The sequence below is a fragment of the Sinomonas atrocyanea genome (assembly GCF_030812675.1).
In the GTDB taxonomy this organism is placed as follows: domain Bacteria; phylum Actinomycetota; class Actinomycetes; order Actinomycetales; family Micrococcaceae; genus Sinomonas; species Sinomonas atrocyanea_B.
The window spans coordinates 70,740-96,861 of record NZ_JAUSTE010000014.1 but is presented as its reverse complement, the minus strand read 5'-3'; the positions used below and the strand labels follow the sequence as shown (position 1 = coordinate 96,861).

Genomic DNA, 26,122 nt, shown 5'->3' with positions numbered 1-26,122 from the left:
CCGCGCCTTCGCCGTCGTGCGCTGCCGATCAGGCGGGGAGGCCGGCCTCGGAGCCCTTCTTCGGCTCCGGCTTGGCGTCGACCCCGGCCTCCTTGCGCTGCTCCGGGGTGATCGGGGCGGGCGCGGACGTGAGGGGGTCGAAGCCGCCGCCCGTCTTCGGGAAGGCGATGACCTCCCGGATCGAGTCGACGCCCGCGAGGAGCGCGACGACCCGGTCCCAGCCGAACGCGATGCCGCCGTGCGGCGGGGCGCCGTACTTGAAGCCCTCGAGGAGGAAGCCGAACTTCTCCTGGGCCTCGTCGGCGCCGATGCCCATGACCTTGAACACGCGCTCCTGGATGTCGCGCCGGTGGATGCGGATGGAGCCGCCGCCGATCTCGTTGCCGTTGCACACGATGTCGTAGGCGTAGGCGAGGGCCTCGCCCGGGTCGGTGTCGAACGTGTCCAGGAACTCGGGCTTGGGCGAGGTGAAGGCGTGGTGCACGGCGGTCCAGGCGGAGTAGCCGAGGGCGACGTCGCCGGAGGCCTTGGCGTCGGCCGATGCCTCGAACAGCGGGGCGTCGACGACCCACACGAAGGCCCAGTCGGACGGGTCGATGAGCCCCGTGCGGTGCCCGATCTCCACCCTCGCGGCGCCCAGCAGCGCCCGTGAGGGGCCCTGCTCGCCGGCGGCGAAGAAGATGCAGTCCCCCGGCTCGGCGCCGACGGCGGCCGCGAGGCCCTCGCGCTCGGCGTCGGTGAGGTTCTTCGCGACGGGGCCCGCGAGCTCGCCGTCCTCCTTGTAGAGGACGTAGGCGAGGCCCTTCGCGCCGCGCTGCTTGGCCCACTCCTGCCAGGCGTCGAGTGTGCGCCGGGGCTGCGAGGCGCCGCCGGGCATGACCACTGCGCCCACATACGGGGCCTTGAAGACGCCGAAGGTCGTGTCCTTGAAGTACTCGGTCAGGTCGGTCAGCTCGAGCCCGAACCGCAGGTCCGGCTTGTCCGAGCCGTACTTGGCCATGGCCTCCGCGTAGGTCATCCGGCGGATCGGGGTCGGGACCTCGACGTCGATGAGCTGCCACAGGGCCGCGACGATCCGCTCTCCGAGGGCGATGATGTCGTCCTGCTCGACGAAGCTGGCCTCGATGTCCAGCTGGGTGAACTCGGGCTGGCGGTCCGCGCGGAAGTCCTCGTCGCGGTAGCAGCGGGCGATCTGGAAGTACTTCTCGATCCCGCCGACCTGGAGGAGCTGCTTGAACAGCTGCGGGGACTGCGGGAGGGCGTACCACGAGCCCGGCGCGAGGCGGGCGGGCACGAGGAAGTCGCGGGCGCCCTCGGGGGTCGAGCGGGTCAGGGTCGGGGTCTCGACCTCGACGAAGTCCTCGCCGTGGAGCAGCTCGCGGGCCACGCGGTTCGCCTCCGAGCGCAGCCGCATGGCGCGGGCGGGGCCGGGGCGCCGCAGGTCGAGGTAGCGGTGGCGCAGGCGCGCCTCCTCGCCGACCTCGACGTGCTCGTCGACCTGGAACGGCAGCGGATCGGCGGTGTTGAGGACCACCACCTTCTCGGCGATGACCTCGATCTCGCCCGTGGCGAGCTGCGGGTTCTCGTTGCCGGCCGGGCGGCGTTCCACGGTGCCGACCACCTGGAGGACGAACTCGTTGCGCAGGCCGTGGAAGACCTCTTCCTCCCGGACCACGACCTGGGCGACGCCCGTCGAGTCCCGCAGGTCGACGAAGGCCACCCCGCCGTGGTCTCGGCGGCGGGCCACCCAGCCCGCGAGGGTGACGGTCTGTCCGATGTGCTCGGGACGCAGCGTTCCGAGGCCGTGTGTGCGCAGCACAGCTCTTCTTTCAGTAGGGACGAGTGGTTCGGATCGAGTTTACCCGCAGGCCTCAGGCCGACGGCGCGGCGGCGATGCGCGGCACGAGGTCCTCGGCCGGCGGCATCCAGGAGTCGGGGTCGGCGGCGACCTGCTCGCCGGAGCGGATGTCCTTCACCTCGTGGGTGCCGTCGGCGTGGGTGAACCACACGAAGGGGATCCCGCGCCGGTCCGCGTACTTGATCTGCTTGCCGAACTTCTCCGCCTTCGCCGCGACCTCCACCGCGATCCCCCGGCCGCGCAGCCTGGCAGCGATGCCCTGGGCCGCCGGCCACGCGCCGTCGTCGGCGAGCGTCACGAGCACGGCCGTGGGCACGGAGCGGCTCGCGCTCGCCAGGCCCTGGCTGAGGATGCGAGACACGAGCCGGGTGACACCGATGGACAGCCCGACTCCTGGGAACTTGCGGGAGCCCTTCGTGGCCAGGGCGTCGTAGCGGCCGCCGGAGCAGATCGAGCCCAGCTGCTCGTGGCCCACGAGGACGGTCTCGTAGACCGTGCCGGTGTAGTAGTCGAGTCCGCGGGCGATGCTCAGGTCCGCGACGACCTTGCCGGGGGCCGCGGCCGAGGCCGCGGCGATGACCTCCTCGAGCTCGGCGAGCCCCTCGGCGAGGAGCTCGTCCTCCACCCCGAGCGCACGCACCTGGTCGGCGAAGGAGGTGTCCTCGGTCCGGATGGAGGCCAGTTCGAGGGCGGCCTTGGCCTGCTCCGGCGTGGCCCCGAGCTCCTCCTGCAGCAGCTCGGCGACCCGCTCCGGGCCGACCTTCTCGAGCTTGTCGATGCTGCGCAGCACCCCGGCGGTGTCCGTCAGCCCGATGCCGCGGTAGAAGCCCTCGGCCAGCTTGCGGTTGTTGATCCGCAGCCGGAACGGCGGGATCGGCAGCGCGGAGAGCGCCTCCGCGATCACCAGCGCCAGCTCCACGTCGTAGCGGAAGGGCAGCTCGCCGTCGCCCACCACGTCGATGTCCGCCTGGGTGAACTCCCTCGCCCGCCCCTCCTGCGGACGCTCCCCGCGCCAGACCTTCTGGATCTGGTACCGGCGGAACGGGAAGGCGAGGTATCCGGCGTTCTCCACGACATAGCGGGCGAACGGCACGGTCAGGTCGAAGTGGAGGGCCAGGGCGTTCGCGTCGTCGCGGCTCGCCGAGTCCTCGTCGTCCTGGAGCCGCGAGAGGCCGTAGACCTCCTTGTCGATCTCGCCCTTGCGCAGAAGCTGGCCGACGGTCTCCACTGCGCGGGTCTCGATCGACGCGAAGCCATGCAGCTCGAAGGTGCGCCGGAGCGTGTCGAGCACATGGAGTTCCACGAGCCTCTCCTGCGGAAGCCACTCGGGGAATCCGGACAGCGAGGCGGTACGTGCCATGGGGGACAAACTCCTTGTGCGTAGACTGATTGCTGCACAAGTTTATGCGCCTGTTCAGGCACCCCGAGATGAGCGTGCGGATGGAGGACTGCCCGGTGGCCAAGCGGAACGTGCGTGAGGACCGCCGTCGCATCCAGCTCATGGACGCGAAGGCCGAGCTGCGCAGGGGCAAGGAGAAGCGACGCCGGCGGGACAACACCATCGCCGCCACGGCTGCCGCGGCGGCAGTCGTCCTCGCGGCCGTCCTGCAGGCAACCGTCTTCGCCTCCAACCCCACCGCCTCCGAGTACGCCGCCGCCCAGGCCGGGCTCGAGGCGCCGACCCCGAGCGCGGCCCCCAGCGCAGCCCAGACGAACGGGCCGCAGATCCCCAAGCCGGACACCGCCGCCGGCAAGACCTTCAGCGGCAGCCTCGTGCTCAACGGCAAGGCCGTGGGCGTCGAGCTCGATGGCACGAAGGCCCCCCAGGCCGCGGCCGTCTTCTCCTCGCTGGGCCAGTCCGGGGCGCTCAACGGCCGGCAGTGCGGCAGGCTCACCACCGGCGCGGCCTTCGCCCTCCTGCAGTGCGGGCAGAAGGCCGACGGCTCCTCCGACCCCGCCTACACCTGGGGACCGCTGGAGAACACTCCCGCCGACGGCAAGTATCCGGCGGGCACGATCGCGGTCGCCCGGACGGCAGGCAACGCCTACGGGAACGGCCAGGAGTTCTTCATCGTGTACAAGGACACGACCATTCCTGCGGACAGCGCCGGCGGCTACACGATCGTGGGCCGCGTGACCTCGGGCCTCGACGTCGTCCGGGCGATCGCCGCCAAGGGCGTCAAGACGGGCAATGACGGGGCTCCCGTGACGCCAGTCACGATAGACTCGTTCACGGTGAAGTGACGTGGGCTGCCGGTACCCCGGCAGCCCCATCCGAAGGACAAACCACAATCGAAAGAGTTCTAGCGGTGACCGAAAGTCAGAAATCCGACGACACCGCGGCCGCAACGGCCGCATCCGTTCCGTCCCCCGCCGCGCTCGCGGCCAAGCTCAAGCCGGCTGCGCCGGCCGCGCCCTCCCCTGCCCCCGCCGTCGCCACCGTTCCGGCTGCGGCGCCGGTCTCGCTCGCCGAGGCGTCCAAGTGGGGCCGCGTCGAGGGCGACGGGCACGTCTTCCTCACGATTGACGGCGAGGAGCACCCCGTCGGGCAGTACCCGGGAGTCTCCGCCGACGAGGCACTGGCCTACTTCGCCCGCAAGTACGAGGACGTCCTCGCCCAGATCGTGCTCCTCGAGCAGCGCGTGGCCTCCCACGCCGCCGTGGCCGACGTCCGCAAGGCCGCGTCCCATCTTCGCGCCCAGCTCGCCGAGCGGTCGATGGTCGGCGACGTGCGGGCGGCCGAGGGCCGCCTCGACGCCCTCGAGCAGTCGCTCGTCCAGGCGGAGGCCGCCGAGAAGGCCCAGCATGAGGCAGCGCGGGCCGAGGAGCTCGCACGGCGCGAGGCCATCGTGTCCGAGGCCGAGCAGATCAGCGGCCAGGACCCCGAGCGGACGCAGTGGAAGTCGAGCGGGGCCCGGATGAACGAGCTCTTCGAGGAGTGGAAGGCGTCCCAGAAGTCCGGGCTTCGGCTCGGGCGGGCGGCCGAGGACGCGCTGTGGAAGCGCTTCCGGGCCGCGCGGACCCAGTTCGACCGGCACCGCCGCGCGTACTTCTCCCAGCTGGACAGCATCAATGCCCAGGCGAAGTCCGTGAAGGAGCGGCTCATCGCCGAGGCAGAGACGCTCCAGACCTCCACCGACTGGGGCTGGGCGGCCGGCGAGTACCGGCGCCTCATGGAGGAGTGGAAGGGTGCTCCGCGCGCGAGCCGCAAGGAGGACGACGCCCTCTGGGTCCGCTTCCGCGCCGCCCAGAACGTGTTCTTCGAGGCGCGCCAGGCCGCCAACGACGCGGTGGACCGGGAGTACTCGTCCAACCTGAAGGTCAAGGAGGCGCTCCTCGCGGAGGCCCAGCAGATCCTTCCGGTGCAGGACCTGAACGCGGCCAAGAAGGCGCTCCAGTCGATCCGCGACCGGTGGGAAGAGGCTGGCCGCGTCCCGCGGGCCGACATGGGCCGCATGGAATCGGGACTCCGCCGGATCGAGGATGCCGTGGCGCAGGCCGAGCACGAGAACTGGCGCAGGACCGATCCCGAGACGAAGGCCCGCACCGACTCCGCCCTGAGCCAGCTCGAGGCGTCGATCACGACCCTCGAGGAGGAGCTGGCGGCGGCCCAGTCGAAGGGGGACGCCCGCGCCACCGCGAAGGCCCAGGAGGCGCTCGACGCACGGCGCCTCTGGCTCACGACGCTGCAGAAGTCCGCCGGCGAGCTCGGCTGATCCCGCTCCGCTCCCTGTCGGGGGCCCGGACCGCCACGCGGTTCCGGGCCCTCGGCGCATCCGCGGGACGGCCGGTTGTCCACAGGTCTCGGCCGGGGCGCGCGCCCGCGGGCCTCCGGCGGGCATCATGGCCGTATGCCTGATTTCCTCCTCCCCCGCGGCACGGGCCTCGGCGGTCCGCCCGTGCTCACGGCCGGCCGGCCGTTCAGCGCCGTCGAGCTGCAGGCGATGGAATCCGACGGGGTGGTGCGCCGCATCCTCGCCCAGGTGTACGTGCCCGCGGCGGTGCGGCCGACGTCCCAGCTCCGGGCGCGGGCCCTGGCACAGACGCTGACGTCCCGGGTCCGCGAGCGGACCGTCGCGGGGCGGATGACGGCGGCGTGGATCCTCGGGTGCGCGCCGGCCCCGGAGCGGCCGGTGATGCTCGTCGAGAGCACCCGGCGGCTCGCCCGTCTGGGCACCGGGGACCGGCTTCTGGTCCACGAGGTGCGGTTCGGGGAGCTCGACGTCGTCGACATCGCCGGGCTGAAGGTGACGAGCGGGCTCCGCACCGCGCTCGACCTCGCCCTCCACTGCGAGGAGCGCGCGGCGCTGCCCGTCCTGCGGCGCCTTCTCGGCCATCCCGGGCTGGGGCTCACGGCAGCCCTCGTGTCCGCGGGACTGGAGGAGATGCCCCGGCAGCCGCACAAGGACAGGGCCCGCGCCGTGCTCGGCCGGCTCGGCTAGGTGCGGCGCCGGTTGCCGGTGGTGCGGTAGACGTCGAAGACGCCGTCGATGCGGCGCACCGCCCCCAGCACGTGGCTGAGGTACTTGGGATCGCCCATCTCGAACGCGAAGCGCGAGACGGCCAGCCGGTCGGTGGAGGTGTGCACGTGCGCGGAGAGGATGTTCACGTGGTTCTCGGAGAGCACGCGGGTGACGTCCGAGAGCAGGCTCTTGCGGTCGAGCGCCTCGACCTGGATCTCGACGAGGAACACGCTCGACTGCGTGGGAGCCCATTCGACGTCCACCATGCGGTCCGGCTCGGCGCGCAGGGTGGCGATGTTCGTGCAGTCGGTCCGGTGCACCGAGACCCCGGAGCCGCGCGTGACGAACCCGATGATCGGGTCCGGCGGCACCGGCGTGCAGCAGCGGGCCAGCTTGACCCAGACATCGCCGACGCCCTTCACGATCACGCCCGAGTTGGAGTACTTGGGCGGGATGCTGCCCTTGGTGGGCGCGATGGTCTCGGCGATGTCCTCGGCCGCGCCCGCCGCGCCCCCGAGGCTGTCCACCAGCTTCTCAACGACCGACTGGGCCGACGCGTGGCCGTCGCCGATCCCGGCGTAGAGCCCGGCGATGTCCTGGTAGCGGAACTCCTGGGCCACGGCGAGCAGCGCGTCGTGGCTGAGGAGCCGCTGGAGCGGGAGGTTCTGCTTGCGCATCGCGCGGGTGAGCAGCTCCTTGCCCTTGTCGATGGCCTCCTCGCGGCGCTCCTTCGAGAACCACTGCCTGATCTTGTTGCGGGCACGGGCGCTCTTGACGAAGTGCTGCCAGTCCTGACTGGGGCCGGCTCCCTCGGCCTTGGACGTGAAGATCTCGACCCAGTCGCCGTGGTTGAGCTCGCTGTTGAGCGGGACGAGCTTGCCGTTGACTCTGGCGCCGATGGTCCGGTGGCCCACCTCGGTGTGCACCGCGTAGGCGAAGTCCACGGGCGTCGACCCTGCGGGCAGGGCCATGACCTCGCCCTTGGGCGTGAAGACGAAGACTTCCTTCGCGTTGATCTCGAACCGCAGCGAGTCGAGGAATTCCCCCGGGTCCGAGGTCTCCTGCTGCCAGTCCACGAGCGAGCGGAGCCAGCCCATCTCGGAGGCCTTGCCGTCGGGCGTGTGGCTCTGGGCGCGCGGCTGGTCCTTGTACTTCCAGTGCGCCGCGACGCCATACTCGGCGCGCCGGTGCATCTCATGCGTGCGGATCTGGATCTCGACCGGCTTCCCGCTGGGCCCGATCACGGTCGTGTGGAGCGACTGGTACATGTTGAACTTCGGCATCGCGATGTAGTCCTTGAACCGGCCCGGGAGCGGGTTCCACCGCGCATGCAGGGTGCCCAGCACCGCATAGCAGTCGCGCACCGAGTCGACCAGCACCCGCACGCCCATCAGGTCGTTGATGTCGTCGAATTCCTTCTGGCGGACGATCATCTTCTGGTAGATCGAGTAGTAGTGCTTGGGGCGTCCCGTGATCTCGGCCTTGATCTTGGCAGCGCGCAGGTCGTCGGCGATCTGGGCGCGGATCACCGAGAGCTGCTTCTCACGCTCGGGGGTGCGCGCCCCCACCATGCGCACGATCTCCTCGTACACCTTCGGGTAGAGCGCGGCGAAGGAGAGGTCCTCGAGTTCCCACTTGATGGTGTTCATGCCGAGCCGGTGCGCGAGCGGCGCGAAGATCTCGAGCGTCTCGCGGGCCTTGCGGGCCGAGGACTCCGGCGAGACGAAGCGCCACGTGCGGGCATTGTGCAGCCGGTCCGCCAGCTTGATGACGAGCACGCGGATGTCCTTGGCCATGGCCACGACCATCTTCCGCACGGTCTCCGACTGGGCGGCCTCGCCGAACTGGACCTTGTCGAGCTTCGTGACCCCGTCCACGAGCATGGCGACCTCGGGCCCGAAGTCCTTCTTCAGCTGCTCGAGCGTGTACGAGGTGTCCTCGACCGTGTCGTGCAGGAGGGCCGCCGCGAGCGTCGTCCCGGTCATGCCGAGCTCGGCCAAGATGGTGGCGACCGCGACGGGATGGGTGATGTAGGGATCGCCGCTCTTGCGCTTCTGGCCCTGGTGGCTGCGCTCGGCCACCTCGTATGCGCGCTGGATGAGGTCGAAGTCCTCCCGCGGATTGTTGGCGCGCACGGTGCGCAGCAGCGGCTCGAGGATCGGCGAGTGGGCGCTCGGCCCGCGTCCGGTCAGCCGCGCCAGGCGGGCGAAGGACCAGTCACGGCGTCCGAGCGTGGGGCGCTCGAGCAGGCTGTTGCCGCCGACGCCGGCGGGCGCAGGGGAGGCCTGCGGTGCGGGGGACGCCGTGCGCGCGGGCGACGACGGGCCCCCGGTGCCGCTTCCCGCGGCACCGGGCGCCCCTGCCGGGGCCGGGGACGACGTCGGACGCTCCACCACCGAGGGGACCTCCATTCGTTGACGGGATTCCCTCAGTGTATGCCCCGGGGGCTGCTCAGACGGCCGCGTTCGCCGAGGACCGACGCGCCTCGACGCGCTCGGCCTGCTTGCGCAGGCCGGGTTCCCGCTCGCGCAGCCCGGCGTACATCGGGGCGGCGATGAAGATCGTCGCCGCGGTGCCGATGAGGATGCCGACGAACAGCGCGAGCGAGAGGTCCCGCAGCGTGCCGGCGCCGAGCAGGCCGGCGCCGATGAAGAGGATCGCGGCGACGGGCAGCACGGCCACCATCATCGTGTTGATCGAGCGCACGAGGGTCTGGTTCACGGCGAGGTTGACCTCCTCGGCGAAGGTCCGGCGGGTCGAGGCCGTGATGTCGGCGGTGTTCTCGCGGATCTTGTCGAAGACCACCACGGTGTCGTAGAGCGAGTAGCTCAGGATCGTCAGGAACCCGATGATGGCCGAGGGCGTGACCTCGAACCCGCTGGCCGCGTAGACCCCGGCGGTGATGATCATCGTGACGAACATGCCGGTGAGCGCGGACAGCGACATCTTCCACGTGCGGAAGTAGAGCGCCATGAGCACGGCGGCGAGGACCACGAAGATCACGAAGCCGAGCAGGGCCTGCTTGGACACGTCGGCTCCCCACGTCGGCCCGACGAACGAGGACGTGACATGGTCCGCCGCGACCCCGTATGAGGCCGCGAGCTTGCCCTTCACCTCGAGGGTCTGGGTGTCGCTGAGCCGCTCCGTCTGGACCCGCATCGTCCCGGGCGCGATGTTGCTCACCCGGGGCTGATTGCCGGGCGCCACGGAGTCCACGGCCTGCTCGCCACGGTGGACGTCGGTGGAGGCCGTGTCGGAGATCCGGAACTCGCTGCCGCCCCGGAATTCGATGCCGAGGTTGAACCCGCCGGTGAGCACCGGGATGAGGATTGAGATCAGCACGAGCATCGCGGCCGCGCCCAGCCAGACCCTCTTGCGCTCCACGAAGGGGTAGGAGCGCTTCCCGGTGTAGAGCTCGTTGCCGAAGCGTGCGAAGAAGTTGGACATCAGTTCTCCTCCCCCGCGCCCTTGGACGCGCGGCCGCTCCGCCCGGAGGCCGCGGTCATCTCGGACTGCTTCTGCGCCTCAGCGGCGCGCCGCTCGGCGATGGTCATGCGCCGGCCGGCCTCGCGCGCGGCGGCGGCGTTCTTGGGCTTGAGGTTGGCCCTGGCCGCCTCGGAGGCCTCGCGGAGCCGGCCGGCCCCACGGTAGAGGGGCACGGCGCCCAGCCGTTCCGGGTCGAGGCCGGAGAAGCGGTGGCCCTCCCCGAAGAACCGGGTGCGGGCGAGCACCTGCAGCATCGGGTGGGTGAACATGAAGACCACGATGAGGTCGGCGATCGCGGTGAGGCCGAGGGTGAACGCGAAGCCGCGGACGTTGCCGACCGCGACGAAGTACAGCACGACCGCCGCGAGCAGGTTCACGGCCTTGGAGGCCAGGACCGTCCGCTTGGCGCGCTTCCACCCGTTCTCCACAGCGGAGACCAGCCCGCGGCCCTCGCGGAGCTCGTCGCGGATGCGCTCGAAGTAGACGATGAACGAGTCCGCCGTCTGGCCGATCGCGACGATGAGGCCCGCCACGCCTGCCAGGGACAGGCGGTAGTTCTCGGTCCAGCCGAGGATGGCGATCGCGAGGTACGTCAGCGCACCGGCGACCACGAGCGAGGCGATCGTGACGAAGCCGAGCGCGCGGTATTGGAACAGCGAGTAGATGACCACGAGGAGCAGGCCGATCGCGCCGGCGAGGAGCCCCATCTCGAGCTGCTGGGTGCCCAGCGTCGCCGAGATCTGGTCCTCGCTCTGGATCTCGAAGCTGATCGGCAGCGCGCCGTATCGCAGCTGGTCCGAGAGCGCCTGGGCGCTCTGCTGGGTGAAGTTGCCGGTGATCTGCGGGCGGCCGTCGGTGATCACGGCCTGGGTCCGCGGCGCCGAGAGGACCCTGTCGTCCAGCACGATCGCGAACTGGGCCTTGGGGTCGTTCTGGTCGGCGACGTAGTAGCCGTTGAGTCGCTCGGTCACGGCCTTGAACTTCTGCGTGCCGGCGTCGTTGAACTGGATGTTCACGGCCCACTCGTTGGTGACGGCGCCCTGGCGGCCCTGCTGAAGCTGGAAGGAGGAGCCGGCGATGTCCGTCCCGACGACCTCGACCGGGCCGAGGATGTACTTCGCCGCAGGCCGCGACCCGTCGGCGGGCTCGCAGGTCACGAGCGGCTTGTTCGGGTCCGAGCGCTGGGTGCTCTCCGGCTGCGGCTTGGTGCAGTCGAGCGCCTCGTACTGCTTGTAGACGTCGGCGGTGATCCAGTTGGTGTCGCTGGCGTTCTTGGGGGCCGCCGTCGGCTTCGGGAGCTTGTCGGGGGTGAGGCGCTGGTCCGCGGGGACCGCTGCCGGATCGCCGGTCGTGAGCACGGGCCTGAAGTTCATGTCCGCCGAGGCCTGGATGAGCTGACGCGTCTCGGCGGACGGCGTGCCGGGGAGGCTCACCACCACGTTCCGTCCGGACTGCGTGCTGATCTCGGCCTCGGACACGCCCGAGCCGTCCACGCGCTGGCGGATGATCTCGACGGCCTGGTTGAGCTGGTCCTGGTTGATCTGCGAGCCGCCCGAGACCTTCGGGGCGAGGATCATCTCTGTGCCGCCCTCGAGGTCGAGGGCGAGCTTCGGCGCCCAGGACGCCTGCCCGGCCAGCTTTCCGCCGCCGAGGATGCCGACGAGGGCGAGCAGGATGACGCCGAGTGAGATGAGGGTCTTCAGTCCCGGCCGCGTGCGGGATCGTGCCATGGTGGTCCTTCGATGGGGGACGGCGCCTTGTCGGCGCGGGGCCGCCCGGCGGTGGCCGGGCGGCGCGTTCGGCTACTTGCTGGTGTTGCCTTCGTCGTTGAGGCGCCGAAGGGTCTCCTCGGGCGTCTCGTCGAGCCGGTCCTCCGGGCGGGGGGCCGCTTCCTCGTTCTTGCCGAGGGTGATCCCGGACGACGGCGCCGCGCCGGCCTCCCGGGGGTCGGCGATCGGCGCGGTGCCCTCGCCGGCGTCGGCGATCGGCGCGGCGGACTCGCCGGCGGCCGGGACGGTGGGCTCGACGACCTTGGTGACGGCCTGACGGTGGACGGTCGCCTCGTTGCCGGGGCTCAGCTCGAGGACCACCTTGTTCTCGGCGTCGTTCACCGCGACGATCCGGCCGTAGAGCCCGAAGCTCGTCATGACCTCCACGCCGGGATGGAACTTGGACTGCATCTCAGCCTGCTGCTGCTGCGTCTTCTTGTTCCGCCGGAACATCGTGAAGATGAAGAAGGCGAAGACAGCCAGCAGGAGGATGGTCATCAGGTCCATACGAGGTCCAATCTGTGTGGGGCTCGGGTAGCGTTCGGGCGGGTCCCGGGCGCAGCATAGGGGCCCTCGGCCACGCGAGGGTGTGATCCCAGTCTAAGGGCACGCCGGCGGGCTGCTCCGATCAGTCCAACGATCCGCCGGCCTCGTCCGAGCCCGGACCGAAGAGGGTTGCGCTCTCGGCGAACGGCGCGGTCGCCGGAACCGGGAGGCCCAGGTGCTCGTAGGCCAGCGGCGTGGCGATCCGGCCCCGTGGGGTGCGCCCCATGAGGCCCTCGCGGACCAGGTACGGCTCGGCCACGGTCTCCACCGTCTCCGGCTCCTCGCCCACGGCGATCGCCAGGGTGGACAGCCCCACGGGGCCGCCGCCGAACTTGGTCACGAGCGCGGTCAGGACCCCGCGGTCGAGCCGGTCGAGGCCCCGCGCGTCGACCTCGTACATGTCCAGCGCGGCTCCCGCCGCCCGCGCGTCGATCTGCTCGATGCCGTGCACGAGGGCCCAGTCCCGGACCCGGCGCAGGAGCCGGTTCGCGATGCGCGGCGTGCCGCGCGACCGCCCGGCGACTTCGCTGAACCCGGCGGAGGTCACCTTCAGGTCCAGGAGCCCCGCGGAGCGGCGCAGCACGAGCTCGAGCTCCTCCACGGTGTAGAACTCGAGGTGCCCGGTGAATCCGAAGCGGTCCCGCAGCGGCCCGGGCAGGAGCCCCGCCCGGGTGGTGGCCCCGACGAGCGTGAACGGGGGCAGGTCCAGCGGGATCGCTGTGGCGCCCGCGCCCTTGCCCACCACGATGTCGACCCGGAAGTCCTCCATCGCCATGTAGAGCATCTCCTCGGCGGGACGCGACATGCGGTGGATCTCGTCGAGGAAGAGCACCTCTCCCTCCGAGAGCGAGGACAGGATCGCCGCGAGGTCGCCGGCGTGCTGGATCGCGGGGCCGGAGGAGATGCGCAGCGGCGCGTTCATCTCCCCCGCGATGATCATGGCCAGCGTGGTCTTCCCCAGCCCCGGCGGCCCGGAGAGCAGGACGTGGTCCGCGGTGCGGCCGCGCATCCGGCTCGCCTCGAGCACGAGCGAGAGCTGGCGGCGCACCCGCCCCTGCCCCACGAACTCGTCGAGGAACTTGGGACGCAGCGCCGCCTCGAGGGCCCGCTCCTCGGGCTCCTCCTGGCTCGCCACGAGGGACGGCTCAGCCACGGGCCCCGGCCTTCAGCGCCCGCGCGCCCTGACCCAGCCAGCGCAGGGTGGCCCTGAGGATCTCGGGGACGCTGCCCGACGCGGCGACCTCGGGCGCGTCGGCCATCGCCTTCTCGATGCTCGCGGCCGCGTCCTTCTCGCTCCAGCCGAGCGACGCCATCGCCTCGATGACCTGCGCCTTCCACGGCGCGTCGGTGCCGGGCGCAGCGGAGGCAGGCTCCTCCCCCGTCCCGAGCGGGACGAGCTTGCCCTTGAGCTCGAGCACGAGCCGGGCGCCCACCTTGGGCCCGATGCCGGGCACCTTCGTGAAGGCCTTCGCGTCCTCCGAGTGCGCCGCGACCCGGACCGCCTCCGGGCTGTGGACGGCCAGGACCGCCAGGGCAAGCCGCGGCCCCACCCCCGAGACACCCAGCAGCACCTCGAAGACCTCACGCTCCTCGCCGTCGGCGAACCCGAAGAGGGTCAGGGAGTCCTCCCGCACCACGAGGGAGGTGTGCACCGTGGCCTCCTCCCCGACCCGGAGGCCCGCGAGGGTCTGGGGCGTCGCCCAGAAGGCCATGCCCGCGCCGTTGACGTCGATGACTCCCGAGGAGAGCCCCACGTGGGCGACCGGACCGTGGAGGAAGCTGATCACCGATACCCCTTGCCTTGCCCGTTGCCGTGGCCGTTGGATCCGAACATATCTACGAGAACTCTAGCGGCCGACGGCGTCGATCCGGCTCACCGGCCGCGGCGTGCCTTCGCCTCCGCCTCCTGCCACAGCCGCTGCGCGGCCGTGAGCGCCGTGGCCGGCATCGCCGTCGTGCGTCCCACCGCGGAGGGGGAGCCGGGGGCGCTCCCCCGCCACGCGTGGGCGAGGGCGAGCGCGAGGGCGTCGGCGGCGTCCGCCGGACGGGGGGCCGTCTCGAGCCGGAGGATCTTGGTGACCATGCGGGTGACGGCGTCCTTGTCCGCCCGGCCGCTGCCGGTCACGGCGGCCTTGACCTCGCTGGGGGTATGCAGCGCGACGGGGATGCCGCGGCGCGCCGCCGCGGCGATCACCACGCCCGAGGCCTGCGCGACCCCCATGACGGTGCTCACGTTGAGCTGGGAGAAGACGCGCTCGACGGCGACGACCTCCGGCTCGTGGCGGTCGAGCCATTCGTCGATCGCCTGGGCGATGGCCAGCAGGCGGGCGTCCAGCGGTTCGTCGGCCTTCGTCCCGACCACCCCGACGGCGACGAGGGTCGCGCGGCGGTCCGCGGCGACGTCGACCACGCCGATGCCGCAGCGGGTGAGGCCCGGGTCGACGCCCAGCACCCGCAGGGCGGCGCCCGGCCCCGCAGTCTGCGCGCCGGGCGCCTCAGGGGTGCTCACGCCTCAGTCGTTCTCGAGCTCCGCCATGACGTCGTCGCTCATGCCCGCGTTCGTGTACACGTTCTGCACGTCGTCGAGGTCTTCGAGGGCATCGACGAGGCGCACGAACTTGCGGGCGCCGTCGGCGTCGAGGTCGACCTCCATCGAGGGCACGAACTCCGCCTCGTCGGTGTCGTACTCGATGCCGGCCTCGTTCAGCGCGTCGCGGATGGCCTGGAGGTCGGCGGCCTCGGAGTACACGATCCAGTTCTCGCCGCCGTCCTTGACCTCCTCGGCACCGGCGTCGAGCACCGCCATGAGCAGGTCGTCCTCGGAGAGTCCGTTCTTCGGCAGGACCACGACGCCCTTGCGGGCGAACAGGTAGTTGACGGAGCCCTGGTCCGCCATGGAGCCGCCGTTGCGGGTGACCGCCAGGCGCACGTCCGCCGCGGCGCGGTTGCGGTTCTCGGTGAGGCACTCGATGAGGAGCGCCGAGCCCTGCGGCCCGCGGGCCTCGTACGTGATCTCGGTGTACTCGATCGCCTCGCCGGTCAGGCCGGCGCCGCGCTTGATGGCGCGGTCGATGTTGTCGTTGGGGACCGAGTTCTTCTTCGCCTTGCTGACGGCGAGGTCGAGCGCGGGGTTGCCGGAGAGGTCGGGGCCGCCCATGCGCGCGGCAACCTCGATGGTCTTGATGTACTTGGCGAACGCCTTGGCACGCTTGGCGTCGACGACGGCCTTCTTGTGCTTGGTGGTCGCCCATTTGGAGTGGCCGGACATGCCTACGCTTCTCCTCTGATCATGCGGATGAAAAGTTCATGGATCCGTGTCTCGCCGGTCACCTCGGGGTGGAACGATGTGGCGAGCAGCCGTCCAGAACGCACTGCGACAATTCTAGACCTGCCCCCGAGCGTCGCCGTGTGCGACGCGTGGGCCGGATCGACCTCGGCGAGGACCTCGACGTCCGGGCCGACCCGCTCGACCCACGGTCCGCGGATGAAGACGGCGTGGACCGGCCCGCGGCTCTGGTCCACTTCCTTGAAGTCCAGGTCCGTCTCGAACGACTCCCGCTGGCGGCCGAACGCGTTGCGCCGCACCGTGATGTCGAGGCCGCCGAACGACTCCTGCGGGCGCCCCGCGAGGTCCGGCGTGGGATCCGCGATCTCGTCCGCGAGCAGGATCATCCCGGCGCACGAGCCGTACACGGGGAAGCCCGCGCGGATCTTGGCCCGCAGCGGCTCGGCGATGCCGAAGGCACGCGCCAGCTTGTCGATGGTGGTCGACTCCCCGCCCGGGACCACGAGGCCGTCGACCGCGTCGAGCTCCTCGGGCCGGCGCACCTTGACGGCGCGGGCCCCGGCCTGCTCGAGCGCCGCGAGGTGTTCGCGCACGTCGCCCTGCAGGGCGAGCACGCCGACCACGGGCGCTCCCTGGCCCTGGGGCGAGCGGGGATCCGGTGCGGGCTGCGGGGAAGTCGGGGCGTTCGAAGTCACCGTGACAGTGTAGTCGCCGCCCCCGGGGCGGGTCGGCGGGGGCCCCGCCGGTAGCATGGAGCGCAGACCCGCAGGACAACAGATGAGGACAGCACTATGTGCGGAATCGCCGGCTACTTCGGCGCTGGGCTCGATGAATCGCTCCTGGAGGCGATGAACACCTGCATCGTGCACCGGGGGCCCGACGGCGAGGGCTACTTCACGGACGGCAGCGTGGGCCTCGCGCACCGGCGGCTCGCGATCGTCGACGTCGCCCACGGCCAGGAGCCGATGGTCAGCGCCGACGGCCGGACGGTCCTCGTGTACAACGGGGAGGTCTACAACTACCGCGAGCTCCGGGCCGAGCTCGAGGGCGCCGGCCGCACGTTCCGCACCGCCTCCGACACCGAGGTGGTGCTGCAGTCGTACGAGGAGTGGGGCACCGAGGCGTTCGACCGCTTCAACGGCATGTTCGGCCTGGCGATCCTCGACCAGCACCGCGGGCAGCTCGTCCTGGCCCGCGACCACTTCGGGATCAAGCCGCTCTACTGGGCCAACGCCGGAACCGAGCAGGAGCCCCGTCTGCTGTTCGCGTCCGAGATCAAGCCCATCCTCGCCACGGGCCTGATCGAGGCCCGGCCCAACGAGCGGATCCTCTACCGGTACCTCCAGTACCGCATCCACGACGACACCGAGGAGACCTTCTTCGACGGCGTCCGCAAGCTCCTCCCGGGCGAGATGATGACGGTCGACCTCGCGACGAGCCGCTTCCGCATCTCCTCGTACACCCGCCTGCGGGAGGAGCTCGCCGAGCTGTCCAAGGTCAACACCCCCTACACCCAGGACGTCGTCGACGAGTACCGCCGGCGGTTCACCGAGGCCATCCGGATCCGCCTCAACTCCGAGGTCCCGGTGGGCAGCGCCCTCTCGGGCGGCCTGGACTCCTCCGCCGTGGTGGTGACGATCAACCGGCTCATGCAGGAGAAGGCGGAGGGCCTCGAGGCCGTCGGCGCGAAGCAGAACACCTTCAGCGCGGTCTTCCCCAACGCGATCAATGACGAGGAGGCGTACGCCGACGCCGCGATCGCCGCGTGCAGCGGGAACATCGAGGCGCACAAGATCAAGCCCACCCCGGAGGGCTTCGACGCGGACCTGGCCGACTTCGTGCGGACCATGGAGGAGCCCATCATCTCCTCAGGCCCCTACGCGCAGTACTGCGTCATGAAGGAGGCCTCCCAGCACGTCACGGTCCTCCTGGACGGCCAGGGCGCGGACGAGATGATGGCGGGCTACATCCCCTACTACTTCGCGTACCTGCGCCAGCTCAAGGCCGCCGGCGACTACGCCACGCTGGCCAAGGAGTCGGGCTCGAGCCTGGACATCTTCTACCGGCTCGGCCGGTTCCGCCTCAAGGGCATGGCCAGTGGCAGGAAGACCGTCTCGATGGGAACCCTGCTGAAGAAGTCGTGGACGGGGAAGTTCTCCAACGAGTCGTTCGGCAACATCCCGGCCAACCTGAAGGCCCGGCTCATCGACGACCTGTTCGCCAAGTCGCTCCCGTCCCTGCTGCGGTACGAGGACAAGAACACGATGCGGTTCTCCCTCGAGGGCCGCGTGCCGTTCCTGGACAAGGAAGTGGTCAAGTACCTCTTCAGCCTCTCCGACGAGGCGATCATCAAGGAGGGCTGGAACAAGCGGGTGCTCCGCGACGCCACGCGCGGCCTCCTGCCGGAGATGATCAGCAACCGGCGCAACAAGATCGGCTTCACCACGCCCGAGGCCGAGTGGTTCACGCTCATGAAGGAGCGGATCTACAAAGTCTTCATGTCCAACTCGTTCTACTCACGTCCCTACTGGGACCGCGAGCAGGTCCTCACCGCGTTCGAGGAGTACCTCAACGGCAAGAACGACGCCGACACGATGATCTTCTGGCGCCTGCTGAACGTGGAGCTGTGGCTGCGGGAGTTCATCGACAAGGACGAGGCCCCCGCCGACGTCAAGGCGGACAAGAGCGACTACGAGGCCAACCCGGGCAAGGAGCTCGACATCGCCTCGGGCGCGGGCATCTACCGGCGCTACCCGCTGCAGACGGACGTCTTCGCCAAGGACACCGAGCTGGCCCCCGCCGTGGCCTCCTACGTGGAGCGGTTCTTCGGCGGCCTGCCGGGCGCCCCCGCGGAGGCGCGTGCCGCCGTCGACGGCAAGGCGTGGTACCTGCTCGTGAGCGAGAAGATCGTCGCGATCACCCAGGGCCGCTCCTTCCCGGTGTGGGAGATCGAGGTGACCCCGGCGGCGCGCATCCTGTCGAAGTTCGTCACCCGGACCCCCGCGGGCATCGGCCTCGGGAGCCCGTGGTCGATGCAGATCGCGATCAACGAGGTGGGCCTGCCGCTCATCGCCAAGGCCGCGGCGGCGTCCGTGGTGGGCAAGGTGCAGGGCAAGAGCGGCGTGTTCTACGACGTCGTCGGCCACAACATCAACGCGATCGACGGTGCCACGCCGTACAGCCTCGGCGCGGCGAGCAATTCGGTGAAGCTCGCACCCAAGGACCCCGAGGGCGTGGCCCGCTCCCTGAGCGCGGCCGTGCGCGCGGCCCTCCCGGCCGGCGCCGCGGAGCTGTTCGGCGGCACGGCGATCATGGACGCCAACGATCTGGGCGTGGTGGTGATGGGGCACGACACGGACCTGCCGACCGAGACCATCGCCGGCATGTTCAAGGACAACCCCCAGGGGCAGGGCGCCCAGGCCACGCCGATGTCCCTCGTGTTCACGCAGGGCTGACCCACCCGGCCCTTCCGGGTCCCTCCGGCGTACGACGGCGGCCGCGCACCCCGCGCGGCCGCCGTCGCGCGTGCGGGGCCCCGACACACCGGCGGGAAGCCCTTGTCGGCGTACGGCGGCACATGAAAGCCTCGCTTCATGACGAACCCGCTCCTCGCCCCCAGCCCGCTGCCCTACGGACTCCCGCCGTTCGCCGACCTGTGCGATGCCGATTATGCCGAGGCCGTCCGGGCTGGACTGGCCGAGCACCTCGCCGAGATCGAGGCGATCACGGGCAGCGCCGACGAGCCCGACTTCGAGAACACCGCGGTCGCCATGGAGCGCTCGGGCGGCCTCCTGAACCGCGCCGTCTCGGCGTTCATGACCCTCGTGTCCTCGCACGGCACTGACGGCATCCGGGCCCTCGAGAGCGAGCTCATGCCCGAGCTCTCCGCCCACGAGGACGCCGTGTACCTCAACCGGGCCCTCTACGAGCGCTTCGCGGCGATCCCCGTGGAGGGCCTCGACCCGGAGTCCGCACGGCTCGTGTCGGAGTGGCTCGCGGCCTTCCGGCGCGCCGGGATCGCACTCGACGAAGCTGGCCAGGAGCGCCTGCGGGCGGTCAACGCCGAGCTCACCCGGCTCGGCACGGACTACGGCCAGCGCGTCGCCAAGGGCATCAACGAGGCCGCGGTCCTCGTCACGGACCCGGCCGAGCTCGCCGGGATGCCGGAGGACGACAGGGCCTCGGCCGCTGAGGCGGCCCGCGGCGCCGGCCATGAGTCCGGCTGGCTGCTCACGTTCATCCAGCCCACGGCCCAGCCGCACCTCGCCGTGCTCGAGGACCGCGGGCTGCGGCGGCGCATCTTCGAGGCCTCTGTGTCCCGCGGCAGCTCGGGCGGCGAGACCGACGTCCTCGACCTCGTCACGGCGATGGCACGGCTGCGCGCCGAGAAGGCCGAGCTCCTCGGCTTCGCCGACTTCGCCGAGCTCGCGGTCGACGACCAGACCGCGCCCTCGATCTCCGCGGTCGAGGACATGCTCGGCCGGCTGGCCCCGGCGGCGGTGCGCAACGCAGCGGGCGAGGCGGCGGCGCTCGCCGAGGCCGCCGGCCACGAGCTCGAGCCGTGGGACTGGGCGTTCTACTCGGCCAAGGTCCGCCTCGAGCGCTACTCCGTCGACGAGCAGGCCCTGCGGCCCTACTTCGAGCTGGACCGGGTGCTCGAGGACGGCGTCTTCCACGCCGCCGGGAAACTGTTCGGGCTCACGTTCCGGGAGCGCGCGGACCTCACGGGCTACCACGAGGACGTGCGCGTGTGGGAGGTGCTCGACGCGGACGGCGCGGGCCTCGGGCTCTTCCTCGGCGACTACTTCGCCCGGCCCACCAAGCGGGGCGGCGCCTGGATGAACTCGCTCGTGGAGCAGTCGCGGCTGCTGGGCCACTCCCCCGTGGTCATCAACAACCTCAACGTGCCCAAGCCCCCGGCCGGCGAACCGGCGCTCCTGACGCTCGACGAGCTGCGCACGGTGTTCCACGAGTTCGGGCACGCCCTGCACGGCATGCTCTCCGACGTGCAGTATCCCCGCTTCTCGGGCACCAACGTGCCCCGGGACTTCGTCGAGTACCCGTCCCAGGTCAACGAGATGTGGATCTTCGACCCGGACGTGGTGGCGAACTACGCGCGCCACCATGCCACCGGCGAGCCGCTCCCGGAGGAGACCCTCGCCCGGCTCGATGCCGCGCGGCTGTGGGGCGAGGGCTTCGCCACGACCGAATACCTCGGCGCGTCCCTCCTCGACCTGGCCTGGCACCGGTTGCGCCGGGGAGAGGAGCCCCAGGACGCGCTCGCGTTCGAGGCGAAGGCGCTCGCCGACGCCGGGGTGTCCGTGCCCCTCGTCCCGCCGCGCTACCGCACCGGCTACTTCCAGCACATCTTCGCCGGCGGCTGGTACGCCGCTGGCTACTGGTCCTACATCTGGAGTGAGGTGCTCGACGCCGACACGGTCGAGTGGTTCAAGGAGAACGGCGGCCTCTCCCGGGCCAACGGGGACACCTTCCGGCGCGAGCTCCTCTCCCGCGGCAACTCCCGGGACCCGCTGGCCTCGTTCAGGGCGTTCCGCGGCCGGGACGCCGACGTCGCACCGCTCCTGGCCCGCCGCGGCCTCGACTGATCACCACGGGGCCATCGCCGCGCGGACGGCTTTATGGACATTGTGCCCTGCCGCCGCATGCCCCGCGGAGGGACAGTGGAGGGACGCGAGGAGGTCGCCATGCACGTCTTCAAAGACAGGTCCCAGGCCGGCCGGGAGCTCGCCAGGGCCCTCACGCGATACCGCCAGCAGGACGCGGTGGTCCTCGGACTCCCCCGCGGCGGGGTCCCCGTCGCCTTCGAGGTGGCGGTGGCCCTCGATGCGCCCCTCGACGTGATCGTCGTGCGGAAGCTCGGAGTGCCCTTCCAGCCCGAGCTGGCCATGGGCGCCGTCGGCGAGGGGGGCGTCCGCGTGCTGGACGACCATGTCCTCGCGGTCTCGGGCGTCACGGAACGCGAGCTTGCCCTGGTGGAGGCCCGCGAGCGCGAGGTGCTGCGCGAGCGCACGGCGCGCATCCGGGCGGTCCGCCCCCAGCAGGACCTGCGGGGCCGGACGGCGATCCTGGTGGACGACGGGATCGCCACGGGCTCGACCGCGCGCGCCGCCTGCCGGGTGGCCCGTGCCCTGGGCGCCGCCCGGGTGGTCCTCGCGGTCCCGGTCGGCCCTGCGGACACGGTCGGCGAGATCGCCGAGGCGGACGAGGTGGTGTGCCTGACCACTCCGTCCCCGTTCCGTGCCGTCGGACGGTTCTACAGAGACTTCTCGGCGACAACGGACGACGATGTGCTGCAGCTCCTCGACGCCGCGGCCCGGCGCGCGGTGCACCCGCGGCCGGTGGACTCCCCCGCCCCGATCGACGAGGACGTCGCCATCCCGGTGGACGACACGACCGTGCGCGGCTCGCTCCACCTCCCCGCGACGGGAGCCGTCATCGTCTTCGCCCACGGCAGCGGCAGCAGCCGGCACAGCCCGCGGAACCGTGCGGTCGCCCGGGTGCTCAGGGACGCGGGCTTCGGCACCCTGCTCATGGATCTCCTCTCCCCCGAGGAGGAGCTGCTGCGCCATGCCGTGTTCGACGTCGAACTCCTCGCCGCGCGGCTGACCGCCGTGACCGCGTGGCTGCGCACCGTGAGCGCCGGAACGCCGCGGCCCGTGGGCTACTTCGGGGCGAGCACGGGCGCGGCGGCCGCGCTCTGGGCCGCCGCGGAGCCGGGGGCGGACATCGGCGCCGTCGTCTCGCGCGGCGGCCGGCCGGATCTCGCGGGTCCTCGGCTCTCCGCGGTGCGCGCGCCGACGCTGCTGATCGTCGGCGGCGCGGACCGGCAGGTCCTCGAACTCAACCGGGAGGCGGCGGCGCAGTTCACGTGCCGCCACCGCCTCGAGATCGTCCCCGGGGCGACGCACCTGTTCGAGGAGACCGGCGCGCTCGACGCCGTCGCGCGGCTCGCGCGCGACTGGTTCGCCGAGCACCTCGTCGGCGAGCCGGAATCGCAGCCGAGGGCGGCGGGCACGGCCTGAGCCAGGACGGCGCCCGCGGCCGCGCCGTCAGCCCTCGGGCTGCCGGTGCGCGGCCAGGTAGCCGACCAGGCCGCCCACGGTGGCGACCTCCGGGTAGTCGCGCTCGGGGATGTCGATCCCCGTCGTCGCGGCGATCTGCTCGATGAGCCGCAGGAAGTCGAGCGAGTCGAGGTCGAGGTCCTGCCGGAGCCTGTCGGAGTCCTCGAGCGACTGCGGCTCGATCTCGGGGGCGATCTGGCGCAGGGCGGTGACGACGGCGGAGCGGGCGTCCACGGGTGTCATAGGTCCTCCGGGGTCAGCAGGAGCTCCTCGAGCCGGTTGAGGTAGCGGCTGCCGCCGAGCCCGTCGCTCACGCGGTGGTCGGCGGAGAGGGTCGCGGTGGCGGCCATCCGGACTCCGAGCATGCCGTTCTCGGCCCAGGGCCGCTCGGCGACCCGTCCGAGCCCGACCATGGCGACCTGCGGGGGGACGATCACCCCGAACACCGCCTCCACGCCGAGGTCACCCAGGCTCGTCACCGTGATCGTGGCACTGGCCATCTCGGTGCGCGCCAGCCGCCCCGCCCGCGCACGGGCCACGAGGTCGCGCAGCCGCTGCATGAGCCCGTCCACGCTCAGCGCGTCGGCGTCGAGCAGGGCCGGGGCCACGAGGCCGCCTCCGCGCAGGGCGACCGCCACGCCCAGGTGCACGTGCTCGCTGGGTGCGAACCTGCCGTCGGTCCAGTGCCCGTTCATGCCCGGCACCTCCCGGGCCGCGACGGCCGCGGCCTTGAGCAGGAAGGCAGCGGGGACGAGGCGGTCCGAGACGGGCCGGGCGAGGTTGCGCTCCTGCAGGAGGGCGCCCATCCGGGCGAGGTCGAGGGTGGTGCTCACGTAGTAGTGCGGGATCGACTCCTTCGACGACTTGGCCATGACGGCGCCGATGGACGCCCGCAGGGTCGCCGCGCGCCCCTCGGCCGGCGGGACGGCGGCGGGAGCAGCCGGAGCCGGAGCGGCCGGAGCGGGAGCGGGCGCGGGCGGCTCCTCCCCTGCGCCGGCTGGGGGCGGCTGCTGTGGCGCGCCTGCCGCGGCCCGGCGGACGTCCGCCTCGGAGATGCTTCCCTGCTGGCCCGTGCCCGCCACGGTTGCGAGATCGATGCCGAGCTGGGCCGCGAGGCGGCGCGCGAGGGGCGAGGACCTGCACGCGCCGGCCGGCCGGCGTCGGACGCGGCGCTCCCAGCGGCGGGCCCGCAGCCTCCGTGGTCGGCGCGGGGATCCGTGGCGAGGGGGTGGGCTCCGGCGGGGCGGGCGCTGCGTCCGGTGCGGGCGCGCCCCCGTCCTCCGGACGCGCCTCCTAGCCCGGCTCGGCGAGGCTGAGGATGGGTGTGCCGACGGGCACGGTCTCGGCGAGGTCGACGGCATAGCCGCGCACGATTCCGTCCTCGAACGACTCGACGTCCATGAGGGTCTTGTCGGTGTCCACTACCGCGATGAGGTCGCCCTGGTGGACGGTGTCGCCCGGGTGCACGAGCCACTCGACCACCTTGCCGTGCTCCATGTCCGCTCCGAGCGAGGGCATGCGCAGCTCATGCACGGGCGGAGACCGCCTCGAGGGCCGCGGCGACCACCCGTGCGGCGGACGGCAGGGCGGCACGGTGAGCGCGGACGGATCCTTGTGGATCGTGGGCCACACGGTGCCCGTGGGTGTCTCGGCGCTCACCCCACCATGACACGCCCGCGCATCCGAGAGGGCCCAGTGCCGAAAGTCCCCGCGGCGGGACCGGCGGCAGCGTCCCGGCTGGCCGCCACGCCCCTCCATCGTCGCCACTCGCCGTCACCGCGGAAAAGCCGCACTCGACATGCCTCTTTAGGTATTCTTGCTACCGGTGGCGCGACCGCCACCCATCATCACCCGATCGGGAGCACTATGGACCTCAGACGTCGCCGCGAGCTCGCGGCGCAGGCCGACCTCGCCGCAGGCCCAGTGACACCCCCGGTCTCCCCGTCGCTGCTCATGGCGGAGGTGATTGCCCTACCGCGCCCCGAGCCCGCCCCTCCGCTGCACAGGACCATGCTCGAGATGCTGCACGAGGCGCGGCGGCGCGGCATGTCCCATCAGGAGGACTCACTCCCGGCCTGCGAGCTCATGCTGGAGATCCATGCCCCGGAGGGCGAGCTGATGGGAATGCCCTGCGCTGCCTGCCACGGGCCGTGGCCCTGCACAACGGTACTGGGCATCCTCGGAGGCCTGGAGTAAACCACGTGAGTCGGCAGCGCTGGCCTCAGCGGATTGGCTGGATCGCTCTGGCAGTCGTGAGCCTCGGCATCATGGGCTTCGGCATAGTGATCGCCATCGCGCCGATGGGTGCTGATGAGGCGCTCTACCGCGCTGACGGGCTCGCCTCGATCGGGCTGGGCCTCCTCGGCGGTCTCGTCGCCCTGATCCCGTACCGCCGGGGCGAGCGCTGGGCATGGATCGCGCTCTGGTTCTACCCCGTCTTCTGGACCATCCATCTGGGCGCCGGACTGCCGCCGGGGCAAAGACCACATCCACCAGGTCGCCTTCATCGCCCTCTCCCTGCTCGGGCTGCTCCTGCCCGTGCGGGCATTCTTCCCACAAAGCCGAACGGCTGTCCGCTGAAGGATTCCTCAGCCGGCCGGCGGGAGGTGCCAAAGCCCGAGCGTTACTCACCGGTTACTTCTCATTGACGGGGGAAAGCGGCGGCTCTACCTTTTAGCATGAAAAAGGCAACATTACGCGTAGTAACGAGCATCATGGGGCTGTTCGTCATAGCAACGGGATCCGCTGGGACCGCTCAGGCCGCTCCGCTGCCCGCAACCGTGCAGGCCGCATCCACCCGTACCGACTACCGGGACTTCAACGGCGACGGCAATGCGGACGTCCTCGCGCGCGACAGCTTCGGCACCCTGTGGCTCTACCCCGGCAACGGCGATGGCGGCTTCCTGGCACGGACGAGGATCAGTGGCGGGTGGAGCCACATGACCGCCATCATCACCGGGTACTTCACCCGGAGCGGCCACAACGACATCGTCGCCCGGGGCTATGACGGCAACCTCTGGCTCTACGCGGGGAACGGCGACGGAACGTTCAAATCCAGGGTCAAGATCGGCTCCGGCTGGAACGCCTTCACCACGATCCAGGGCTACGGCAGCACGACCCACGGCACCGGCATCCTGGTCCGCGACAAGTCCGGCGTCCTCTGGGACTACCGGTTCAGCACCGCCACCCGCCACTTCAGCCCCAAGAAGCTGGCCGGAGGCTTCGGCCAATACACCAAGGTGCTCTGGGTGGGCGACTGGAGCAATGACGGCAACTATGGGGACGTCGTCGCCATCGACAAGTCCGGCAAGTTCTGGCTCTACGCCGAGGACCCCTACGGCACGTTCTACCCGCGCCGCCAGATCACCCCCACCGGACCCTCGTACACCGCGGTCATCTGCCCTGGCGCCTGGGACGGACGTGACGGCGAGCCTGACCTGATGGGCCGTGACAGCAGGGGCGTCCTCTATGTGTTCAGCCCGACGACGACCCCGCACAGGGTGAGCCACGGCTGGAACGGCTTCACACTCTTCTGAGCAACTGCCCGATCCACCGGCGGGAGGTTCCGTCGGCGGACTGCAGCGCCGAAACGAGCGAGGCCCACGCCGCCAGAGAATGGCAGCGTGGGCCCG

At 71.3% G+C, this 26,122-nt stretch carries 23 protein-coding genes and 1 pseudogene; 9 read left to right on the top strand and 15 right to left on the bottom strand.

Annotated elements, in window-relative coordinates; genetic code table 11:
* Positions 1-28: 28 nt before the first annotated feature.
* Together aspS and hisS are read right to left on the bottom strand one after the other, a co-directional pair.
* A complete protein-coding gene (gene aspS, locus J2W20_RS17040; protein ID WP_307008079.1) occupies positions 29-1,819 on the bottom strand; it encodes an aspartate--tRNA ligase in 1,791 nt (596 codons plus the stop codon).
* Between the two features lie 52 nt (positions 1,820-1,871).
* Positions 1,872-3,218 carry a histidine--tRNA ligase gene (gene hisS, locus J2W20_RS17035; protein ID WP_307008078.1) on the bottom strand — a complete coding sequence of 449 codons (1,347 nt, stop codon included), beginning with the start codon at positions 3,216-3,218 and terminating at the stop codon, positions 1,872-1,874.
* 80 nt (positions 3,219-3,298) lie between these two features.
* On the opposite strand from hisS, the gene J2W20_RS17030 reads away from it, so the two are divergent.
* The 3 genes from J2W20_RS17030 to J2W20_RS17020 all read left to right on the top strand — a co-directional run bounded on the left by J2W20_RS17030 (position 3,299) and on the right by J2W20_RS17020 (position 6,300).
* The gene (locus J2W20_RS17030) at positions 3,299-4,102 is read left to right on the top strand and encodes a peptidylprolyl isomerase (RefSeq protein ID WP_307008095.1); all 804 of its coding nucleotides are present in this window, start codon (positions 3,299-3,301) and stop codon (positions 4,100-4,102) included.
* Complete coding sequence (locus J2W20_RS17025; protein ID WP_373458040.1) at positions 4,099-5,574, top strand: DUF349 domain-containing protein; 1,476 nt, start codon at positions 4,099-4,101, stop codon at positions 5,572-5,574. Before J2W20_RS17030 ends, J2W20_RS17025 begins: the two co-directional genes overlap by 4 nt.
* A 135-nt stretch (positions 5,575-5,709) precedes the next feature.
* The gene (locus J2W20_RS17020; protein ID WP_307008076.1) at positions 5,710-6,300 is read left to right on the top strand and encodes a hypothetical protein; all 591 of its coding nucleotides are present in this window, start codon (positions 5,710-5,712) and stop codon (positions 6,298-6,300) included.
* On the opposite strand, the gene J2W20_RS17015 is transcribed toward J2W20_RS17020, so the two are convergent.
* The 9 genes from J2W20_RS17015 to pdxT all read right to left on the bottom strand — a co-directional run bounded on the left by J2W20_RS17015 (position 6,297) and on the right by pdxT (position 16,031).
* Positions 6,297-8,732 carry a RelA/SpoT family protein gene (locus J2W20_RS17015; RefSeq protein WP_307008075.1) on the bottom strand — a complete coding sequence of 812 codons (2,436 nt, stop codon included), beginning with the start codon at positions 8,730-8,732 and terminating at the stop codon, positions 6,297-6,299. The genes J2W20_RS17020 and J2W20_RS17015 overlap by 4 nt on opposite strands.
* Positions 8,733-8,772: 40 nt before the next feature.
* Positions 8,773-9,768, bottom strand: coding sequence for a protein translocase subunit SecF (gene secF / locus J2W20_RS17010; RefSeq protein ID WP_307008073.1), 996 nt, complete (start codon positions 9,766-9,768; stop codon positions 8,773-8,775).
* Complete coding sequence (gene secD / locus J2W20_RS17005; protein ID WP_307008072.1) at positions 9,768-11,537, bottom strand: protein translocase subunit SecD; 1,770 nt, start codon at positions 11,535-11,537, stop codon at positions 9,768-9,770. The genes secF and secD overlap by 1 nt, the downstream gene beginning before the upstream one ends.
* Positions 11,538-11,609: 72 nt before the next feature.
* Positions 11,610-12,074: a preprotein translocase subunit YajC gene (gene yajC, locus J2W20_RS17000; RefSeq protein ID WP_307008094.1), complete on the bottom strand. Its 465-nt coding sequence runs from the start codon at positions 12,072-12,074 to the stop codon at positions 11,610-11,612.
* 130 nt (positions 12,075-12,204) lie between these two features.
* Positions 12,205-13,275: a Holliday junction branch migration DNA helicase RuvB gene (gene ruvB / locus J2W20_RS16995; RefSeq protein ID WP_307008071.1), complete on the bottom strand. Its 1,071-nt coding sequence runs from the start codon at positions 13,273-13,275 to the stop codon at positions 12,205-12,207.
* Positions 13,268-13,909, bottom strand: coding sequence for a Holliday junction branch migration protein RuvA (ruvA, locus tag J2W20_RS16990; protein WP_307008070.1), 642 nt, complete (start codon positions 13,907-13,909; stop codon positions 13,268-13,270). The genes ruvB and ruvA overlap by 8 nt, the downstream gene beginning before the upstream one ends.
* 86 nt (positions 13,910-13,995) lie before the next feature.
* On the bottom strand, positions 13,996-14,631 hold the full coding sequence (gene ruvC, locus J2W20_RS16985; RefSeq protein WP_373458039.1) for a crossover junction endodeoxyribonuclease RuvC: 636 nt from the start codon (positions 14,629-14,631) through the stop codon (positions 13,996-13,998).
* A 3-nt stretch (positions 14,632-14,634) separates the two neighbouring features.
* On the bottom strand, positions 14,635-15,390 hold the full coding sequence (locus J2W20_RS16980; protein WP_307008069.1) for a YebC/PmpR family DNA-binding transcriptional regulator: 756 nt from the start codon (positions 15,388-15,390) through the stop codon (positions 14,635-14,637).
* A gap of 2 nt (positions 15,391-15,392) precedes the next feature.
* Positions 15,393-16,031 carry a pyridoxal 5'-phosphate synthase glutaminase subunit PdxT gene (pdxT, locus tag J2W20_RS16975; protein ID WP_307008092.1) on the bottom strand — a complete coding sequence of 213 codons (639 nt, stop codon included), beginning with the start codon at positions 16,029-16,031 and terminating at the stop codon, positions 15,393-15,395.
* Positions 16,032-16,199: 168 nt separating this feature from the next.
* Between pdxT and asnB the strand changes: the two genes are divergently transcribed.
* From asnB to J2W20_RS16960, 3 genes are all read left to right on the top strand, one after another.
* Positions 16,200-18,863, top strand: coding sequence for an asparagine synthase (glutamine-hydrolyzing) (gene asnB / locus J2W20_RS16970; RefSeq protein WP_307008067.1), 2,664 nt, complete (start codon positions 16,200-16,202; stop codon positions 18,861-18,863).
* A 138-nt stretch (positions 18,864-19,001) separates the two neighbouring features.
* Entirely contained in the window at positions 19,002-21,014 is a 2,013-nt protein-coding gene (locus tag J2W20_RS16965) for a M3 family metallopeptidase (protein ID WP_307008066.1), read from the top strand.
* Between the two features lie 99 nt (positions 21,015-21,113).
* Entirely contained in the window at positions 21,114-22,451 is a 1,338-nt protein-coding gene (locus tag J2W20_RS16960) for a phosphoribosyltransferase family protein (protein WP_307008065.1), read from the top strand.
* A gap of 27 nt (positions 22,452-22,478) precedes the next feature.
* Here J2W20_RS16960 and J2W20_RS16955 read toward each other — a convergent pair whose 3' ends face one another.
* The 4 genes and pseudogenes from J2W20_RS16955 to J2W20_RS16945 form a co-directional block, all read right to left on the bottom strand.
* Positions 22,479-22,733, bottom strand: coding sequence for a phosphopantetheine-binding protein (locus J2W20_RS16955; protein ID WP_307008064.1), 255 nt, complete (start codon positions 22,731-22,733; stop codon positions 22,479-22,481).
* On the bottom strand, positions 22,730-23,572 hold the full coding sequence (locus J2W20_RS16950; protein WP_373458043.1) for a 2-oxo acid dehydrogenase subunit E2: 843 nt from the start codon (positions 23,570-23,572) through the stop codon (positions 22,730-22,732). Before J2W20_RS16950 ends, J2W20_RS16955 begins: the two co-directional genes overlap by 4 nt.
* Positions 23,573-23,851 (bottom strand): annotated as a pseudogene (locus J2W20_RS19230) (E3 binding domain-containing protein); the annotation flags it as partial.
* Positions 23,784-24,149 (bottom strand): biotin/lipoyl-containing protein, encoded by a 366-nt coding sequence (locus tag J2W20_RS16945; RefSeq protein WP_307008061.1) that lies wholly within the window; start codon positions 24,147-24,149, stop codon positions 23,784-23,786. The pseudogene J2W20_RS19230 and the gene J2W20_RS16945, both read right to left, overlap by 68 nt.
* Before the next feature lie 207 nt (positions 24,150-24,356).
* Here J2W20_RS16945 and J2W20_RS16940 point away from each other — a divergent pair, with 207 nt between their 5' ends.
* The 3 genes from J2W20_RS16940 to J2W20_RS16930 all read left to right on the top strand — a co-directional run bounded on the left by J2W20_RS16940 (position 24,357) and on the right by J2W20_RS16930 (position 26,026).
* Positions 24,357-24,686: a hypothetical protein gene (locus tag J2W20_RS16940; protein ID WP_307008060.1), complete on the top strand. Its 330-nt coding sequence runs from the start codon at positions 24,357-24,359 to the stop codon at positions 24,684-24,686.
* A 56-nt stretch (positions 24,687-24,742) separates the two neighbouring features.
* Entirely contained in the window at positions 24,743-25,138 is a 396-nt protein-coding gene (locus J2W20_RS16935) for a hypothetical protein (RefSeq protein ID WP_307008059.1), read from the top strand.
* Positions 25,139-25,270: 132 nt separating this feature from the next.
* Positions 25,271-26,026 (top strand): FG-GAP repeat domain-containing protein, encoded by a 756-nt coding sequence (locus J2W20_RS16930; protein ID WP_307008058.1) that lies wholly within the window; start codon positions 25,271-25,273, stop codon positions 26,024-26,026.
* The last annotated feature ends 96 nt before the right edge of the window (positions 26,027-26,122 follow it).